The organism is Streptomyces sp. NPDC016640 (genome assembly GCF_043076215.1).
In the GTDB taxonomy this organism is placed as follows: Bacteria; Actinomycetota; Actinomycetes; order Streptomycetales; family Streptomycetaceae; genus Streptomyces.
Genome location: NZ_JBIBRG010000023.1, coordinates 36,690 through 52,772, shown reverse-complemented (window position 1 = coordinate 52,772; position 16,083 = coordinate 36,690). Strand labels below are relative to the sequence as shown.

Below are 16,083 nucleotides of genomic sequence, written 5' to 3'. Positions count from 1 at the left end.
GTCAGCCCGCCCCCTTGTGGATACCGCATGTCCCGGTGATACCGCACGGGCGACCAGCCGTCAGCCCCTACGACTCCACGAGTTCAACCTCAGTAGGCAAGGAAGTGCCTTACAGCGACTGGCCCGCGAGCTACGACAGTTTCCGCGGTGACATGGCCAAGGCCGCAGGCCTGGGGGTGGCACGCATCCGCTGCCACCGCAACACCTGGGCCTACCTGCTGGAAAACGTCCCCAAGGACAGCGAGACGGTCATCGCCGGGCACGAACGAGGGCAGGGCAGCGCGTTCCGGCCCCCGGCGCAGGACGAGGTCACCGCCGAGGACGACGCGATGGTCACGGTGCCGCTGTCCGGTACCACCCTTGCCGCCGTGCTCAGCTGGTGCCGCAACATTCAGCCGAACACTCTGCGCAGCCCTTGGACCGAACTGGACCGCTCGATCGGACGCCGGGTCGGCGCCGCGATCTCCCAGGCCCTGGACAACGTCATCCCCTCCAATGGCGCGGACGGGCCGGCGGCCGTCATCCACCTCGACGATCGCGTCACCGCCAAGGACACCACCCCATAGCCCCTCCCGCACCCGCTCTGCCCCGGAGCAACGCAGGCCCAGGGCAGAGCGGCCCCGTGCGGAGAGGGACAGGCCCGCAGCGGGGGCGGGCTGGTGGCCGTGCCGACGGACCGGCGTGGACGACCCAGCCCACCGGGAGACACCGGGAGCCAGCCCAGACCCAGATGCCGATACTTCCCGACGGGGGCAGCACACAAATCCGCTACCCCTCCTGCCCTCAGGCTTCTACCGTGGCCGGTCATGAGCACGCGCGACTTCAACGGCGCCTACCTCCTGCCCCTCTCCGGCGAGGTCGAGCAAGCCCGCACAGACGGCGCCTACCGGCAGCTGCCCGCTCCCGCCCCGGCCAGCAGCCTGGCCACCGACGACGCACCACTTGGCGCCTACGCGGCCGCTCACCTGATCCGCGCCTCCTACACCGCAGGCCTGGCCCACGCCGACGCGCTACGCCGTCTGACAGCGGCCGGCGAGATCGACCCCACCAGCCCCTGGACCCTGCTGCGCGGGGCCCTGGAGAACTTCGCCACCGGCCTGTGGCTCCTGGACGGCACCGGACGGGCCGAACGACGGCGCCGCGCACTGTCGCTGTGGGACGAGGACATGCGCAACCGTCACCAGCACGAACAGGACACCGGCCACCTCCCCACCGGCGGCGGCCTGAGCGGAGCGCAGCGCCGGGCAGAGATCCGCGCCATCGCCGACCACCTCGCTCTGGCCCCGCTCACCGCGCCCAGGACCCACCAGATCCTCCTCGCCGCCGCCCCCGTCGCAGGCCTCGCCGCGGTCGAGGTGGCGCCGCCTGGCGGGCGGCGGCCTCCGGGTTCGCGCACGGCCGCTACTGGCCCAACCTGCGCGCCTCCCAGCCCCGCGCCGCGATACCGGGAGCCGACGGCATCCACACCGTCGCTCTGGTCATCGACGAGGACCAGCACCGGCCCCTGGCCGAGCACTGCCGCACCATGCTGCGCCAGCTGCAGGAGCGCTACCACGCCCGGGCCAGGCACGCTGAGCGCGCGCCGGTCAGGCGCACGCCGCCCGGCCCGCGCACGCCCTATGGCGGACGATAGGCACGCCTCCTGTGCGCAACTGGTACGCGATATATATGCTCGGGGTGCGGCGTATGAGGAGACCCCGCGTCCTAGCCCTGGGCTGCCGTCCTCCCGCTACGCGGCGCCGCTCAACCGGGTCCCGCGTGCGGTTGTCGAGGGTTCGGCCCCATTTCAGGTTGGAGTACCACACCGGCCGTCCGGTGGCCGGGTCGCGGAAGTCGACGGTGCATCCGAGCGAGGCGTGGCTGTCATCGCACAGGCAGGTGCACACCTTGTTCTCGACCCTCCCAGCCCAGTCCGCAGGGCCTGTCGGTCAGGAGCCGGATGAGGTCGGGGCAGGGCGGGCCGTCCTGTCGTCTCCAGAGCAGCAGGGCGTGGGCGGTTTGTTCGGGCCGGGGCTAGGCCCCACCAGGCGCGCGCCATGTCGGTGCCCAGGCGGGCCTTGCGCTCGGCGGTCGGGAACTGCTCGGGGTTACCCACCTCGCCCCGACTCGTTGAAGAGGGTGCCAGCAAGGGCCGAAGACAGAAGGGCGGGTCGCGACGTGACACAGCCAGCACCGCAACAGGAACAGGAACCGTTGTGGCGGCGCTACCAGGAGCCGGACGACCGGGGCTTGATCAACGACGTGTGCGACGGACTACGCCTGATCACCGAGCCCGGGCCCGATGATCCGGGGCAGACCATCGCTCTGGCAATCGTGGGAGCCGAAGCGGCTGAAGGGCTTGCTGCCGCCCTAGACGACGAATGGGCCCTGTACACGCCGCAGCAGGCCGCCGTGACGGCCTCCGCTCTCTTCGCCCAGATCGCTGCGGCGGGCGCGGCGCTGGAGAAGCTGAGCGACCACCTGGACGTCATGGCCGAGCGTGGGGAGGCCACCGTCCCCGACTACGACGGGACAGGGGAAGCCAAGCGCCTTTGCACCGCCCAGCGCGTCCTCGGCGGGGCAGGACAGGAAGCCTTCGGCGCCATCGACGCGCGCGACTGCGACGAGGCCGTGGACATCCTGGCCACGACTGCTTACACCGGGCCGTTGCCCGGCAGCACCCACGAGACGTACAGCCAGCTGGCAGCCCTGCTGGACGACGCCAAACTCATCCCCGCATGTCGGCCGCCCGCCGAAGATGTCTGTGCAGCCCAGGACTACGAAGACGGCTGTGGCTGCCACATCGAACTGACCGACCACGACGGCATCGTGTGGGACTTCCACCGCTCGGACGGCACCTGGTACGTCATGCCCCTGGCCGACACCACACCCAGCGGCCACCCTCTCACCGGGAGGGAACTGTCCATGACACAGACATGCCCTCATCCCCAGCACCTTGCGCTGCTGGTCCAGCAGACCCTGGCCGGCACTGTCTGACAACGCACCCCCTACCGCGCTGTTCCGCCGCCTCTGCGCCCGCACCGTCCAGCTCGGCTGACGCCGGTGAGGAAGTGCAGGTCGGGACGCTGCCGGGGGATGCCTGGGCGGATCCGTTCCGGACACGGCCGACGGGCGGCTGCGTACCCATACTCCCGTCGGGGGCACGCGGTGCAAACGTCGGCCCGACGGCACGGCCCAGGACCGGCGCCGGACGTCCCGGCCAGGAAAGAGAGGGGGCGACGACCTCGCGGACGTCGAGCCGCGCATCGCATGTGGGCCTCCATGCAGGGCGCGCCCGAGGAACTGGTGCCCGCCGGGTGAGCTTGGCTGAACTCCTACGCGGACGGGCCGCGGTTGGAAGACTCTTGGATATGAGCAACACGACTACTGCGGGCGTGCAGCCGTACCCTCCGGGCACGCGGTGGATCTTCCGGTCCAAGAACGGGTACGTCCACACCGAGGAGCTGGCGCTGTCCTGGCTCGTTGGGGGCGCCGAGCCGATCTGTGAAGACCCCTCGGCGGAGGGGCAGCTGGCGGACGTCCTATGGCGCTACTGGGCAAAGGACGCCAACCACTATCACGAGCGGTGGCCGGAGGCGTTCCGGCCGGGCGAGGTGCACATCTCCTGGCGGGTGGTCTCGCCGACGCCCGGCAGCGGGGTGTTCGAGGGGGCGCCCTACACCCGCGACCCGCGTCATCTGCCGCGCCAGTCCCAGGTGGACGAAGAACAGGACGACTTCCTGACCCACTACTCGTTCCCGATGCATGCCGTTTCCGGGGAGCGCTTGAACTGGCTGCGGCTGCCCGTGCTGGACCGGGCGTGGCGCGAGGACCGGGAGGACGTCGGCGGCTTCGTCCAGGAGGCGTCCGGGTGGAAGCCGTCGCCACTCCAGCTGGCCATGGACGTCGTACAGGTGGCGCGGTGCTCAGGGCTGTGGACTCCAGAGATGGCGCTGATGAGCGGGGACCTGGACGACGGTGAGCAGTACGCGCTGGGCAACTGGCTGGCCGAGCACCAGGAAGGCATGGACAGCGACGTGTTCGACGCGCTGTACGCGAAGCTCGGCAAGCACCACCAGCGCGACTTGGACGACTCCATTTCGGACTGGGCCGACAGAGCGGTGAGCGATGCGAGTTGGAGGCGCTGACCTGCCGGAAGACAGTACGTCTTCGCCACGGGTCAGCCGACGGTGAGCTGGGGGCGCTGTACCGGGTGAGCTCGGCCAGCTCAGGTTGTACTCAAACGGCCGGGCGGGCACGCATCCTCTTGGCCGGGTTGGTGACATGAGTGCCATCGATTGAGCCTTCGCCAACTTGAAGTCGCAGGTCAAAGGGCTGGTGTGAACGGTTCTTGGGGTGCCCACGCTGGTCACGGGCGACTGTCTGATCAGTAGATCGTCCGTCAGCGGTTGATCTCGAGGTTCGTCAGGACGAGCAGAGCGCGCAGGAGGCGGGTGACGCGGGCGGGGTCGGTGCGGAGCTTGGTGAGGATCCGCCAGTTCTTGAGGTGGGCGAAGCCGTACTCGACCGGTGCACGTCCGACGGCGAGGACTCGGTTGGCCTCCTTCTCGCCGCGAGTGAGCTTGTGGGTACGAGTGGCGATGTAGCCGGTGACGATCACGGGGTCGAGGATGTCGTTGTCCAGTCCGCGGAAGCCGAGGTCGGCCAGCGCCCCGAGGCCGGCGGCGCGCAGGTGGGCCAGGATGTGGTCGTGGCGGGCGGCGGTGTTGTCGTGGGTGCGGCCGGGCCGGGCGGCGGATATCCAGATCAGGCAGCCCTTCTCGTCGGTCAGGGCGAGGAAGTGCAGGCCATAGCTACGGTGCTTGCCGGAGTAATTCCGGCGATCGGCTCTTCCGGTACGGCGCTGGGTGCGAATGAGGGTGCCGTCGATCAGGACCACCTCCCCGCCCTTCTTGGCGACCTTCTTCAGGGCTCGGTCAAGGCGCGGCGCATGGGCGGCGAGTAGTCCGATCAGCTCGTCGCGCCAGCGGCGGACGGTGGTCTCGGACACGCCGCTGCCGCCAGCCATGTCGGCCAGGCGCTGGTCGTGGCGCAGTACGGCCAGGACGATTACCGCGATCTTCCCCGGCGGCAGGATCCGCCACCGTGACCGGATCGCCTTCAGATGGCGTCGCAGCAGGTCGGCGAGGTGGTTGACGGTGCGCGTGGACAGCGGCAGACGGCACTGGTAGACAAGCGGGCAGGTGTCCTCGGCGCGCCTTCTGGAATTCATCACACAATTCCAACGCCCGTCGAGGGCACCCCGGTTACGCCCGTTCCAAGCCGCTCCGAGTGGCGGTTTGCTGGTCACAGACGGGTGGTGAACCGGCCGTCGGGCAGTTTCCGCAGCCAGCCGCGATCGACGAGTCTGACCAGCTTGCTGCGTAGCGGTTCCAGCTTGGCCTTCACGCTGATGTCCACCCCCACTACCTCGCCGACCTCGCGGGCCATGACCGGCCCGGCGGCCTGTCGCACCGCGGCGAGGATGCGCTGATAGTCCGGCGGGAGCGTCGCCTCCTCCACGCCCGACGTGCGGTGCGGGATCAGCATTACCGCCTGCCCACCCACTTTCCCGGGCATCGGCGCAGCCGAGGCACGTTCGCCGGCGAGCTGTTCGCTCACCCGTTCCAGGACTCGCTCGGCGACGGCGAGTTCGTCCCGCTCGGTTCGCACCTCCGCCAGCTGCTTGGCCAGCAGTTCTTCGAGTTCGTCCAGTTCCGCGCGCCGCGCGGTGATCCGTTCCAGTAGCTCGGGATCCAGCATGGACCGGATCGTAGAGGGCCATCCGCCCACGGGAGCGAGAATCGGCAACCCAGCCGCTGACGGATGCCTCGTTGGCGAGGTGTGGTTCTGACCCAAGTCGCCGCGCGTAGGCTCACTCAGTCAGGTTGGAGCCGGGTCGCGGGGATGACACGGCCCGCACGTGGTCGGGTGAGAGGTGCAGCTCATATGGCAGGCAGCAGTCAGAGCAGAGGGTCGCGACCAGCGTCCCGCAGGCGCAGACCTGGTTTAGTCCCCCATCGGGAGTCGCCCCGCAGCATGCAGCGGAGGCGTGCCTTGTCGTCAGCCCGCGGCAGTCATCCGGGTTCATGACGATATTGCCTCGTGGCCCCTTCGAGACCAGCGGCTGCCCGTCGATGGCGTAGCGAGTCCCGTGCCGTGGCATCACCGGGTCGGGCACCTCGGCAACGACGAGAGGCGGGCCGTACGGCTCCGTCTCGATCGCGTAGAAGCCCGACGGCACAGTGGCCGGCGGTGGCCCCATTTCCTCCGCCTCCCACCACGCGTAATCGGGAGCCTCGGGCACCGCTGGCAGACGCTCCAGCGGCTCCGTCAGCACAGCGCCGCAGGCAGCACACGCAAACACGGTCACCTTCGGCGCGGTCCGCTCGACCATGGTGGCGTCAGGCACGACAGCCTGCCCGCTGCCCAGTTGGACACTGACCCCATCCTGAAAACGCTGATCCTCCATGGAGGAACCGTACTGAAACGCGCTGATTGCCCCGCAGCCGCCTCCGCCGAAACCAGACGGACGATCTACCGCGCGGACTCACGCCTGCGACCAGCACGAGCACTCCGAGAACCGTTCACACCAGCCCTTTGACCTGCGACTTCAAGTTGGCGGAGGCTCAGTGGTGCGCACCGCTACCGCGCGGCGCGCGCACTACACGACAGTGAGGCGTGCCGGGTGCGCACCGGCCGGTGTGGGGTGCGCATCGAGGGCCTGGCCCACGCCGACGGCCTCCAGCTGGCGCAGGGTGTCGGCGACGTCCTCGTGGTCCTCGCTGAGGAACTGCGCGGCGAAGTCGATGACGGAGCGGGCGATGCCTTCCGCCGTGTCCGGCCCGGCCTGTGCCCAGGTCCGCAGCGAGGTGACGAAGACGCGTCCGAGGGCCTCCAGGGCGAAGGTGTCCGCGCACGGCTCGCCCGCCTCCGGGCCGGGCAGCGCGGTGACGGGGACGACGATCCGTTCGACGACGTCGACGAGCAGCTAGGGCATCTGCGGCTCGCCGCTGGCGAACTCGCGGGCGGCTTCGACGTCGTCGGCCTGGACGGCCCGGAGGTAGCTGAAAGCGCTGATGGCCGCGTCCGGGGTCATCGGGGCGAGCGGCATGTTGGTGGCGGGCATGATGGCTCCTCACGTACGGGGCGCCGCGCCGATCGCGGCGGCCTCATAAGCGATCTTCAGAGCGGATGCCTGTGGATAGATTCCGCGCACCGACGGTGAGCGGACTCGCCCGGCCGGCGCCTGCGTTGCCCCTTGTCCATCAGAGGGCGCGCCGCCGCGGAGTTGTCCGGGCAGGAGTCGGCCGAGCCTGCGATACCGCAGCAGGAGCCGGTGGAGCTGCGGGTAGTGGGGGCGATCATGGTGCTGCGCCGCCCTATGCCAGACGTCAACTCTCGCTGCCGAAGAAAGCCGTTGACATTCACGCGCAAGTGGCGGTGTCTTTGGGAACAGCGCCTTTCCCTCGGGTCACCTGGAAGGTCACGGCCGTGTTGCCGGGGTCGGAGATGGCATCCTCCACCGCAACGACCGTGATCCTGGCCCACTTGCCAGACGCGGCCGAGGACTCGGCCACAACCGTGGACTCGCCGATGGCCACTCCCCGAGCCTTGCAGGTCCGCACGGGGGTTTCGATGTAGAAGTCGGCGAATCCGACGGTGCTGCTCCCGGGAGCCCCGTCGGCGGTCACGGAGCCACCGCCACCCGTCTCACCCCCGTTGCCGAAGATGGTGGTGCCGCTGGCGTCGTTGATTTGGCCGACCGCGCTGGTCACGCCGATCGTGACGGTGCCGTCGGCGGTGTGCTTCGTCTTGCGTACGGCGACTTCGAGCTGCTGGGAGTCGGAGGCCGATGGACCGCCGGGAGAACTTTGGCGGAAAGTGGGCGTGCTCGTACTGGGCACCGTGGAGGTTGGTGCGGTAGTGCTTTGTGTCGGTTTGGCGGTCGGGGTCGACTTCTTCTCGTGCGCTTCGCCCGCCGCTTGTTGAGCGATCGGTATCCCGATGGCTGCCGCTGTCACGGCGGTGCCTACAGCTCCCGACACCCACAGCAGCGTTGCTGGCCGCCGATGCCGAGGCGGGCGTATCTGGGGTGGCGGCACGGGGATGGCGCCTCGTGCCAGGGCTATTCGTCCGGTGTCGCCGACGGCCCGGCATTGCGGAGCCGTGAGGCCGCGATCGTCCAGCTGGTGCTTCACGTGCTGGTAGATCTCGTCCAGACGCATCGGCTCCGGCTCACCAAGCGCCCCCAGCAGGGCCCCGGTGAAAGCCGTGTTGCGATCCTTCGGCGGCGCGTGCGAGGGTCTGGTCGCGCTCGTTGACGTGAGGGTGTAGGTGCCGCTGGCGGGAAGTTGGCCGGAGACCAGGCTGGGCAAGGGTCCCATGGCTTCGATCGCCCGCCCGGAGAAGCAGCAATCGAGGATCAGTACCCGGGCTCGTGCCTTTGCTCTGGCGAGCCGACGCTTGAGGAGATTCAGGTCTACGGCGGTGAACTCGAGCTGCTTCGGGTCTGTGTGCTTGAGCGTCAGGTAGAGAAGGCCGTCGTCGTCGAGGAGGCCATGGCCGGCGTAGTAGACCAGCAGCAGGTCCTCGGCCTGGTCGCTCGCTGTGGACAGTGCCTTGCCGATGGTCTCCTGGTCGACGGCCGTGCCGTCAGCTCCCAGGACAGTGCAATGCTCTGGCTGTCCGGCCAGAATCCCGTGGTCCGGGTCCGTGAAGGTCTTCCGCAGATCAAGAAGGTTGTTGTGGACAGCGGGGATCGGGCGCAAGTTCTTACGGTGGCGATAACCGGCTGTGCCGATGAGGAGGATCCTGCTCCGGGCGCCGTCCGGAAACCATGCGTCGCTCACCGATCATCGGCCCGTGTGGAGCCAATGAGGCGTTCCACTTCGCGTACCACGGCCATCGGGTCCTCGGCCCGGCGAACATCGATGGTGACCTCCCGGCCGTCGGCTGCCTTGACGGTGACGGTGATGTCGGGCTGGCGTTGGCTCAGCCAGGTGCACACGGACTGTGCGAGGACCGCACACGCCCCACCGGAGCCAAGTGCCACGGCAAGGAGCTCCACAGCGCCGCCCATGTCGCCTTCGGCCGGGGAGTGAGCACGCAGTTCCACCCGCCCGCGCAGTTCATCCTCGTGGGCAAGCCACGCATGCAGCGCACGCAGGTCGTCGTCGCTGGCCGAGCCAGATGCCCATAACCTCAGTTCACGCGAGGATGCGTGCTCAGTCACATGCATGTCCGTCTTTCTATCAGCCAGTCGCGCAGTTGGGGGTGGCCCCTGGTCATATTCACCCGCAACCGTCACACTTGACGTTCCCCGTGGTATTGATCTGTGCATCTCAATCGATCTGGTCCGCTGCGGAAAGATGGGGCCAGGTCGGCTGAGGCTAGGGTCAGATCGGTAGAGACGGGACATCGCAGACCGTTTGTCACCGAAGTTGGACCGGTGGAACTGGGTCAGCCCTGGGTGAGTTCTGCCGCTTGCCGATAACGCGGCGTCGCCGTACGCACGAGCCGGTACCCCCATCCTGCCCCCAGCCCTCTCGGTCCAAGATCAATGGCAGGAATGAGTGGTTGTCCAACTTCACTGGCAATCGGTCCAGGTTCAGCGTCAGACGACAGCGGCGTCCGCCGGATGATCACGGCTCGGTAACGGCACTCAGTGGAGTGTCACACCGTCGACTTTCGCCACACCTCTACCAGGTGACGGGGGACTTCCATCCGGACCCCCGCGTCACCTGCGTGAGGAGCCTTGTCATGACGTACACCACCAGCGCCCGGCAGCCCGAACCGGAGCCGCGCCCGACCTGGACAAGGGGTGCTGAACGCCCGCCGGGCGGCCAGGAATCCAGTACCGTGAACGGTGCCGCGAACGATTCCAACGTCGTGCCCATCACCGCAGCTCACACCGCCCGACAAGGGGTCTCCCGGCACGCTGACACCTCTCTCCCTTCCCCTGAGACTTCGACGAAGGGGAAGAAGTCCACACCCGCGGCGAAGGTGCGTGCCTATGCGCTGCGGATGTTGGGGTGCGTGCGGATAGCCACGGTGCGGCAGATGGCTCAGGTGATCACGGCGGAGGATGCCGACGGCCGGTCGTACGTGCGCAGGGCGATGAACAAGCTGGCGGAGCTCGGGCTGGCGGAGACGAACGGCAAAGACGGACGGCACCCGATCTGGAACCTGACCCCGGCAGGGCAGAAGGCTCTGGCCGACGGCAACGAGCTGCCTGCCCGCCCGCAGGCCGGCACCGGAGCGAAGGCCGTTCGAGCCGGGTTCGGTCCGCACGGCGTCGCGGTGACGGACATGATCCTCGCCTACGGAGGCCGCAAGCACCTGACCGACTGGCAGGTAGAGGTCCACCACGCCATCAAGGAGACCGGCCTCAGCTTCAACACTGACGCCGTCCTCGCGCTGCCGACCAAGACCAGCGAGGTGCGCCTCCTCGAGCTCGACAACGGCACCATGTCCCAGGCCCGCCTCGCATGTGAGGTCTGGGACTACGAGCGCTACGCCGGGCACCGCGTCTGGGAAAGAGCCCGCGGCACGATCGGCGGCACGTTCCCGTTCTGGCAGCGCCACCGCTACACCCGCTCCCAGACCTTCCCGCGGCTGCACGTCGTCCTGGCAGGCAAGGAGGAGCACCTGCTCGACAACCGCTTCCAGGCGCTCGCCGACGACGTGAAGGGCATCGCCGTCGCGGTCTGGGTGAATACCCTGCCCCGGCTCCAGCGCGGCGAGCCCTGGTACGAGATCGGCGTCGATGACCCGGACCGGCGCCGTGAGCGATACCCCGAACCGGCAGGCCGCTGACAGGGTCGGGCAAGCCGCCCCGCAACGGTGGCTTGCCCGTGGCCCGGCTACGCCATGGCGGCGGCCACTGTCTCCAGGACGGCACGCTGCTGCGGGTCGACGGGAACGTTGGCCTGGCGCAGCGAGCGAAGCGTGGTGCCTTCGGCGCACAGCCTGCACAGCCCGACCATTGGCATCGGACCGGCACCGATCAGGGTGTGGGAGGAAGAGCTCTCGTAGACGGGCCGGTAGCAGCCGGGGCACAGCAGGCAGTCCTCAAGTTCGTCCGCCGGCGGCGCGTCCGGACCGAGCAGCGGAACGATCCGCAGGAGGTTCTCCCCGGCTTCGGCCCACAGCCCCATTGGCCGTTCCGCGCTCCGCTCGAAGACGACGTCGCCGTCCGGGTCCACGGAGGTGCGGACCCGGGCCAGCGTGCCGACGCCTTCCTCGGGGTGGTCGGGTATGAACGCCAGAGCGGTCCTGTGTCCGGGCCCCTCGGTCCCGCCGAAGACGTGGCCGCGCCCGGCTGCGAGGGCCGCGCCCACCTTGTTCAGCCCGCCGTCGACGTCGTTGCGCAGGCGCAGCGGCCAGGAGGCCGGAACGCCGTCGATCTCGGCAGGGGAGGAGGTGATCAGGATGCCGTTGCCGGACCGGCGGACATCCAGGTGCTGCATCCCCTCGGTGGAGTGGAACGCGGTGCCGAACCATTCCGTGGTCGGCTGGCCGCTCTCGCCCCGTGGGCGGCGTGGCTTGTGCTGCTTGTGACGTCCCATGATGTGGCCTCGCAGACGTGGCCCCGTGCACGGGCCGATCGGTCCGCTGACCCCACAACCGGCTGCCCGGCAGGGCGGGTGCGCCACAGGCCCGTCATTCACCCGCCCAGCCCATCTGGCTGTCGGGTCCCCGTTGTGGAAGCGGTCGTTGTCAGCCAGCTTCGGTATCGGCGTGGTCGCTGCGATCATGGGCGTGGCCGAGGGAGAGCTGCTGATCCCGACGATCGTGCTGCTGTTCGCGGTGGACATCAAGACCGCGGGGGTCTCTCCCTGCTGGTGCCACTGCCGACCATGCTGGTGGCCTTCGCCTGCTACAGCCGTGACGGCAGCTTCGCGGTGCTCGGTGCCAACCGCCGCTTCACCCTGGTCATGGCCGCAGGCTCGATCGCCAGTGCCGTGCTGGGCGGGCTGCTTCTCGGTGTGTTCTCGGACCTGGTGCTCATCCCCGCGCTTGCCGTGATCCTGCTCGTTGCCGCGGCCAAGCTCGCCCGGCACGAATGCCCGGTCGCGTGCTCACGAGTTGCATCCGGTACTCAGGTACAGGTTTACCGTCGGTGGTGTCCCCGCCCAGGGGGCGTGATGACGGGAGTGAGTGCGATGAACGACCTGGCGTGGGTGCCGCAGTCCTGCACGTTGCCCACGAAGGAGCGGCCCCTGCGGGTCGCGGAGTGGGATGCGCTGTTCTCCGAGCGGCTGACCTCCCTGTCCCAGCCCCAGCCGCTCCGTCTGTGCCTTGGCTTGGCCGGCGGAGAGGGTGTGGAAGACCGGGTGCGGGACCTGGTGGAGCGCGAGAGCGGCTGCTGCTCGTTCTTCACCTTCACCACCACCCCCGGCCAGGACCTGGTCCGTCTGGACATTGCGGTGGACCAGGCGCACGAGGCGGTCCTGGACGCCCTGGCAGCCCGGACGGCCGCCGCCGGGGAGCAGCGGTGAGTACGGGCCTGCGCAGCGGGCAGGTCGCCGAAGCGGCCGGGGTGAACATCCAGACCCTGCGCTACTACGAGCGGCGCGGCCTGCTCGCCGAGCCGGAACGTAGCAACGGCGGCCACCGCCTCTATGGCGAGGACGCGGTCACTGCGCTGAGAGTGATCAAGGCTGCCCAGCGGCTCGGGTTCACCCTCGACGAGGTCGCGGAACTCCTGGAGGCCGGCCGCCACCGCCACGGCCGTCCCGTGGCGGGGCTCCAGGACCGAGCTGCGGCCAAGCTCGCCGAGGTCGACGCAAAGATCGCGGACCTGACCACCATCCGCACCGCCCTGGCCGCCGCCGTCGACGCGGGCTGCGACAACCTGACCGTCTGCGCGTCCAGCGCCTGCTGCCCCATCCCCTTCACCGACCTCGCCGAGGAGAACCGCCATGCCGGACCCTGCTGCTGACCCCGGCCCCGCTCGCGCCCCGAAGACGCTCGGGGGCCTAGCCGCCCTGGCCTGCGTGGCGTGCTGCGCGCTGCCCGTCCTGATCACGGCGGGCGTCGTCGGTGCCGGCGCCGGGGCGGTGGTGGGCTGGCTGCCCGCCCTCGCCGTTTTTCTGGCCGCCGCTGCCGCCGGAATCTGGTGGCTCGGACAGCGCCGCCGCTCCTGCTCCTGCACACCGAAGGCCGCAGGCGAGAGCGGATGCGGCTGCAAGGCGTCCGCCGACCCGCTGAAGATCAGCAGCACGGGCCGCCGCTAGGCTCACCGATCATGACTGTCGCTCGTTCCGTTGCCCTGTTCGTCGTCGCCGCCCTCTTCGAAATCGGCGGCGCCTGGCTGGTCTGGCAGGGCATCCGCGAGCACAAGGGCTGGATCTGGATCGGTGCCGGCGTCATCGCCCTCGGCATCTATGGCGTGGTGGCCACCTTCCAGTCGGACGGCAACTTCGGGCGCATTCTTGCTGCGTACGGCGGGATCTTCGTCGCTGGGTCGATCGCCTGGGGCATGGTCGCCGACGGCTACCGCCCCGACCGCTACGACGTCATCGGCGCCCTGATCTGCCTCGCCGGAATGGCCGTGATCATGTACGCACCCCGCAGCCACTGACCCTATGAGGCTGGCCAACTTTAACGCTCAGTGGCCCACTAGCGGCTACCCGACCACATCGGGCCGACCACAACCCCGACCATGGGTCCGGCCGTGCTGCGCTCATCCCCGACCACGGCTGGTCAGCGCGCCCGGAGCGTGTCCCGCATGACGAATAAGCGGCAGCTGGCTCGCGCCCGGGGAGAAGCGCGGGCCGCATGAGAAACGCCCGGGGACCCTCGGCTGCCCAGGAGCACAGGACCGCGTCAGATTGCAGCAGGTGTTGCGCCATGAGGTTGCACTGGGTGTTGCGGTAGGTGTTGCGCGAGCCTTGGCAGCGTTCTGGAGTTCGCCCAGGTCACCACGGGCGGACAGCGTGGTCGGGCCGCTGACATCCCCGTTGCGACCCCCTTCGCCCATGCCTTGGCTGGAGTTGAGGATGGGGGAGGGAGGGATGGGCGGCGCGGACGCTGCCGGGGATCGGGGCGCGCTCACGGTTGCGTGTCGGCGGGGCCGCCGCGCCCGCGCCACCGTCAGCGCGGCGATGACATCAGGCGGGGGACGTCGGCGGGGGAGAGGTCGGGGCGGGCACGATGCCAGCGGGCGGGATGTCGCCACCGGCCGGAGGCGTCGCGGGCGACGTCGACGCCGACTTCCACCACCAGCTCGGGTTCCACCAGCGTGACGACCAGTTTTTCCTGGCTGCCCCACTCTGCGGAGAACGACCAGCCCGTCCACGGATGACCGGGCCGCCCTGCAGCGAGAAGGTCGGCGACCGCAGCACCTGCCGCTTGGGCGAGGGTGGTGGTGCGGCCGACGTACTGAAGGCGGCCGTCGGTGTCGTACCTGCCGAGCAGCAGCGTGCGGGGAGCGGCCGGAGAGCCGGTGACCGCGCCGACGATCGCCTCGCTCGTCTCGCGGACCTTGTATTTCTCCCAGCCCCTCACCGACGGCTGGTAGGGATCGGTGAGCCTCTTGAAGACCACGCCCTCCATTCCGACCGACGCCCACGTCAGCCACTCGCGCACGGTGTCCGCCTCGGTGGTCGACGGGCACAGCGCCCATGGCGCGATGAGCCGGCGGGCGGCGAACACGGACTCCAGCGCGGCCCTGCGCCGCCGGTAGGTCCACCCGGTCGTGTCCGTCCCGGACAGCCTGAGCAGATCGAACGCGACGAAGTGGGCCGGCCACTCCTCCGCTGCCCGGGCGGCCCCGGCACCGCGCTGGGCAAGCCGGTTCTGCAGCCGCTCGAATGCGAGGCGGCCCGCGGCGTCCCATACGACCAGCTCGCCGTCCAGTGCGGTCGCGTCCGGCAGCTGCGCGGCCCCGGCCACGACTTCCGGAAATGAGGCCGCCATCTCGGTGCCGTGCCGAGAGCGCAGCACCACCCGGCCCGCGTCGACGGAGAGAAGCGCTCGGAACCCGTCCTACTTGGGCTCCGCGGCGCAGCCCGGCCGTAGATCGGGCTCGGGCACGGGGGTGCTCAGCATCGGGTCTGGCAGCGTCCACGTCACAGTGGATGCCTTCCCCTTCCACCAGATGTCCCGGTGCTGTCCTTTTGCTTTTACGCGGGGACTGCGGCGAGGGCGTGTTCGTCGCCCAGTGCCGCGAGGTGGCGTTCGGCGTCCAGGGCGGCCTGGCAGCCGCTGGCGGCGGCGGTGATGGCCTGGCGGTAGGTGTGGTCGACGACGTCACCGGCGCCGAACACGCCGGGGATGTTCGTGCGTGTGGAGGGGGACTGCACCTTCAGGTAGCCCTCGTCGTCCAGGTCGAGCTGGCCGGTGACCAGTTCGGTGCGCGGGTCGTGGCCGATGGCGACGAACAGTCCGGTTGCGGGGAGTTCGGAGGTCTTGCCGGTGACGGTGTCATGCAGGGTCAGGCCCGCGAGCTTGCCGCCCTCTTCGTGTATGTCTGCGACCTCGATGTTGAAGGCGAACGAGATCTTCGGGTCGGCGAAGGCGCGCTCCTGCATGGCCTTGGAGGCGCGCAGGGTGTCCCGTCGGTGGACGACCGTCACCGTCTTGGCGAACCGGGAGAGGAAGGTGGCCTCCTCCATCGCCGTGTCGCCGCCGCCGACGACCACGATGTCGTGCTCTCGGAAGAAGAAGCCGTCGCAGGTCGCGCAGTACGACACCCCCCGGCCGGAGAGCGCGTCCTCGCCCGGCAGGCCCAGCTTGCGATGCTGCGAGCCGGTCGCCACGATCACGGCCCTCGCCCGGTGGACGGTGCCCGCGCTGTCGGTCACGGTCTTGACGGCACCGGTGAGGTCGACCGAGATGATGTCGTCGGGGACGAGCTCGGCGCCGAACCGCTCGGCCTGGGCCCGCATGTTGTTCATCAGATCCGGGCCCATGATGCCGCCGGGGAAGCCGGGGAAGTTCTCCACCTCGGTCGTCTGCACCAGCGCGCCGCCGGCGGTGACCGCACCCTCGAAGACCAGCGGCTTCAGCGAAGCGCGGGCGGTGTAGAGGGCGGCGGTGTATCCGGCGGGGCCGGAGCCGATGACGATGACCTCGCGCACCCCATCGGCGGTCGTA

The 16,083-nt window shown here is 69.4% G+C and carries 18 protein-coding genes and 1 pseudogene; 9 read left to right on the top strand and 10 right to left on the bottom strand.

The genetic code is table 11. From position 1 onward, the window contains the following. The first annotated feature begins 104 nt into the window (after nucleotides 1-104). The 3 genes from ACF07S_RS32270 (at nucleotide 105) to ACF07S_RS32260 (ending at nucleotide 4,127) form a co-directional block, all read left to right on the top strand. Nucleotides 105-566, top strand: a complete 462-nt coding sequence (locus tag ACF07S_RS32270) for a hypothetical protein (RefSeq protein ID WP_391975812.1) — start codon at nucleotides 105-107, stop codon at nucleotides 564-566. 1,591 nt (nucleotides 567-2,157) lie between these two features. Further along, nucleotides 2,158-2,976 (top strand): hypothetical protein, encoded by an 819-nt coding sequence (locus ACF07S_RS32265; protein ID WP_391975811.1) that lies wholly within the window; start codon nucleotides 2,158-2,160, stop codon nucleotides 2,974-2,976. A gap of 374 nt (nucleotides 2,977-3,350) precedes the next feature. Further along, nucleotides 3,351-4,127 carry a hypothetical protein gene (locus tag ACF07S_RS32260; RefSeq protein ID WP_391975810.1) on the top strand — a complete coding sequence of 259 codons (777 nt, stop codon included), beginning with the start codon at nucleotides 3,351-3,353 and terminating at the stop codon, nucleotides 4,125-4,127. A gap of 254 nt (nucleotides 4,128-4,381) precedes the next feature. Here ACF07S_RS32260 and ACF07S_RS32255 read toward each other — a convergent pair whose 3' ends face one another. From ACF07S_RS32255 to ACF07S_RS32245, 3 genes are all read right to left on the bottom strand, one after another. Continuing rightward, nucleotides 4,382-5,212 carry a transposase family protein gene (locus ACF07S_RS32255; protein ID WP_391975809.1) on the bottom strand — a complete coding sequence of 277 codons (831 nt, stop codon included), beginning with the start codon at nucleotides 5,210-5,212 and terminating at the stop codon, nucleotides 4,382-4,384. Nucleotides 5,213-5,286: 74 nt separating this feature from the next. Beyond that, nucleotides 5,287-5,742 (bottom strand): hypothetical protein, encoded by a 456-nt coding sequence (locus ACF07S_RS32250; protein ID WP_391975808.1) that lies wholly within the window; start codon nucleotides 5,740-5,742, stop codon nucleotides 5,287-5,289. Nucleotides 5,743-5,854: 112 nt separating this feature from the next. Beyond that, nucleotides 5,855-6,451, bottom strand: a complete 597-nt coding sequence (locus ACF07S_RS32245) for a hypothetical protein (protein ID WP_391975807.1) — start codon at nucleotides 6,449-6,451, stop codon at nucleotides 5,855-5,857. 352 nt (nucleotides 6,452-6,803) lie between these two features. On the opposite strand from ACF07S_RS32245, the gene ACF07S_RS32240 reads away from it, so the two are divergent. Continuing rightward, nucleotides 6,804-6,974 (top strand): hypothetical protein, encoded by a 171-nt coding sequence (locus ACF07S_RS32240; RefSeq protein WP_391975806.1) that lies wholly within the window; start codon nucleotides 6,804-6,806, stop codon nucleotides 6,972-6,974. Here ACF07S_RS32240 and ACF07S_RS32235 read toward each other — a convergent pair. From ACF07S_RS32235 to ACF07S_RS32225, 3 genes are all read right to left on the bottom strand, one after another. Continuing rightward, complete coding sequence (locus ACF07S_RS32235) at nucleotides 6,971-7,108, bottom strand: hypothetical protein (protein ID WP_391975805.1); 138 nt, start codon at nucleotides 7,106-7,108, stop codon at nucleotides 6,971-6,973. The two genes, ACF07S_RS32240 and ACF07S_RS32235, sit on opposite strands and share 4 nt — an antisense overlap. A gap of 298 nt (nucleotides 7,109-7,406) precedes the next feature. Beyond that, nucleotides 7,407-8,831, bottom strand: a complete 1,425-nt coding sequence (locus ACF07S_RS32230; RefSeq protein WP_391975804.1) for a caspase family protein — start codon at nucleotides 8,829-8,831, stop codon at nucleotides 7,407-7,409. Beyond that, the gene (locus tag ACF07S_RS32225; RefSeq protein ID WP_391975803.1) at nucleotides 8,828-9,220 is read right to left on the bottom strand and encodes a hypothetical protein; all 393 of its coding nucleotides are present in this window, start codon (nucleotides 9,218-9,220) and stop codon (nucleotides 8,828-8,830) included. The genes ACF07S_RS32230 and ACF07S_RS32225 overlap by 4 nt, the downstream gene beginning before the upstream one ends. A 521-nt stretch (nucleotides 9,221-9,741) precedes the next feature. Between ACF07S_RS32225 and ACF07S_RS32220 the strand changes: the two genes are divergently transcribed. Then, complete coding sequence (locus ACF07S_RS32220; RefSeq protein WP_391975802.1) at nucleotides 9,742-10,797, top strand: replication-relaxation family protein; 1,056 nt, start codon at nucleotides 9,742-9,744, stop codon at nucleotides 10,795-10,797. Between the two features lie 47 nt (nucleotides 10,798-10,844). On the opposite strand, the gene ACF07S_RS32215 is transcribed toward ACF07S_RS32220, so the two are convergent. Further along, a complete protein-coding gene (locus ACF07S_RS32215; protein WP_391975801.1) occupies nucleotides 10,845-11,549 on the bottom strand; it encodes a hypothetical protein in 705 nt (234 codons plus the stop codon). A gap of 291 nt (nucleotides 11,550-11,840) precedes the next feature. Between ACF07S_RS32215 and ACF07S_RS32210 the strand changes: the two genes are divergently transcribed. Genes ACF07S_RS32210 through ACF07S_RS32195 form a run of 4 tightly spaced genes read left to right on the top strand, consistent with a single transcriptional unit; the run spans nucleotide 11,841 to nucleotide 13,567 of the window. Next, nucleotides 11,841-12,482, top strand: a complete 642-nt coding sequence (locus ACF07S_RS32210) for a hypothetical protein (RefSeq protein WP_391975800.1) — start codon at nucleotides 11,841-11,843, stop codon at nucleotides 12,480-12,482. Further along, nucleotides 12,479-12,925 (top strand): MerR family transcriptional regulator, encoded by a 447-nt coding sequence (locus ACF07S_RS32205; RefSeq protein WP_391975799.1) that lies wholly within the window; start codon nucleotides 12,479-12,481, stop codon nucleotides 12,923-12,925. Before ACF07S_RS32210 ends, ACF07S_RS32205 begins: the two co-directional genes overlap by 4 nt. Continuing rightward, nucleotides 12,906-13,220 (top strand): hypothetical protein, encoded by a 315-nt coding sequence (locus tag ACF07S_RS32200; protein ID WP_391975798.1) that lies wholly within the window; start codon nucleotides 12,906-12,908, stop codon nucleotides 13,218-13,220. Before ACF07S_RS32205 ends, ACF07S_RS32200 begins: the two co-directional genes overlap by 20 nt. Before the next feature lie 11 nt (nucleotides 13,221-13,231). Further along, on the top strand, nucleotides 13,232-13,567 hold the full coding sequence (locus ACF07S_RS32195) for a YnfA family protein (RefSeq protein WP_391975797.1): 336 nt from the start codon (nucleotides 13,232-13,234) through the stop codon (nucleotides 13,565-13,567). Between the two features lie 512 nt (nucleotides 13,568-14,079). Here ACF07S_RS32195 and ACF07S_RS32190 read toward each other — a convergent pair. The 3 genes and pseudogenes from ACF07S_RS32190 to trxB all read right to left on the bottom strand — a co-directional run bounded on the left by ACF07S_RS32190 (nucleotide 14,080) and on the right by trxB (nucleotide 16,067). Further along, on the bottom strand, nucleotides 14,080-14,493 hold the full coding sequence (locus tag ACF07S_RS32190) for a hypothetical protein (protein WP_391975814.1): 414 nt from the start codon (nucleotides 14,491-14,493) through the stop codon (nucleotides 14,080-14,082). Further along, a pseudogene (locus ACF07S_RS32185) lies at nucleotides 14,482-14,961 on the bottom strand (ATP-dependent DNA ligase); the annotation flags it as partial. The gene ACF07S_RS32190 and the pseudogene ACF07S_RS32185, both read right to left, overlap by 12 nt. 149 nt (nucleotides 14,962-15,110) lie before the next feature. Further along, nucleotides 15,111-16,067 carry a thioredoxin-disulfide reductase gene (gene trxB, locus ACF07S_RS32180; RefSeq protein WP_391975813.1) on the bottom strand — a complete coding sequence of 319 codons (957 nt, stop codon included), beginning with the start codon at nucleotides 16,065-16,067 and terminating at the stop codon, nucleotides 15,111-15,113. Nucleotides 16,068-16,083: the final 16 nt, after the last annotated feature.

What these genes read in the sequence shown, in the direction of transcription:
- ACF07S_RS32260 (WP_391975810.1), top strand. Translation starts at nt 3,351, where the DNA reads ATGAGCAACACGACTACTGCGGGCGTGCAGCCGTACCCTCCGGGCACG.
- ACF07S_RS32255 (WP_391975809.1), bottom strand. Translation starts at nt 5,212, where the DNA reads ATGAATTCCAGAAGGCGCGCCGAGGACACCTGCCCGCTTGTCTACCAG.
- ACF07S_RS32250 (WP_391975808.1), bottom strand. Translation starts at nt 5,742, where the DNA reads ATGCTGGATCCCGAGCTACTGGAACGGATCACCGCGCGGCGCGCGGAA.
- ACF07S_RS32245 (WP_391975807.1), bottom strand. Translation starts at nt 6,451, where the DNA reads ATGGAGGATCAGCGTTTTCAGGATGGGGTCAGTGTCCAACTGGGCAGC.
- ACF07S_RS32240 (WP_391975806.1), top strand. Translation starts at nt 6,804, where the DNA reads ATGCCTTCCGCCGTGTCCGGCCCGGCCTGTGCCCAGGTCCGCAGCGAG.
- ACF07S_RS32235 (WP_391975805.1), bottom strand. Translation starts at nt 7,108, where the DNA reads ATGCCCGCCACCAACATGCCGCTCGCCCCGATGACCCCGGACGCGGCC.
- ACF07S_RS32225 (WP_391975803.1), bottom strand. Translation starts at nt 9,220, where the DNA reads ATGCATGTGACTGAGCACGCATCCTCGCGTGAACTGAGGTTATGGGCA.
- ACF07S_RS32220 (WP_391975802.1), top strand. Translation starts at nt 9,742, where the DNA reads ATGACGTACACCACCAGCGCCCGGCAGCCCGAACCGGAGCCGCGCCCG.
- ACF07S_RS32215 (WP_391975801.1), bottom strand. Translation starts at nt 11,549, where the DNA reads ATGGGACGTCACAAGCAGCACAAGCCACGCCGCCCACGGGGCGAGAGC.
- ACF07S_RS32210 (WP_391975800.1), top strand. Translation starts at nt 11,841, where the DNA reads ATGCTGGTGGCCTTCGCCTGCTACAGCCGTGACGGCAGCTTCGCGGTG.
- ACF07S_RS32200 (WP_391975798.1), top strand. Translation starts at nt 12,906, where the DNA reads ATGCCGGACCCTGCTGCTGACCCCGGCCCCGCTCGCGCCCCGAAGACG.
- ACF07S_RS32195 (WP_391975797.1), top strand. Translation starts at nt 13,232, where the DNA reads ATGACTGTCGCTCGTTCCGTTGCCCTGTTCGTCGTCGCCGCCCTCTTC.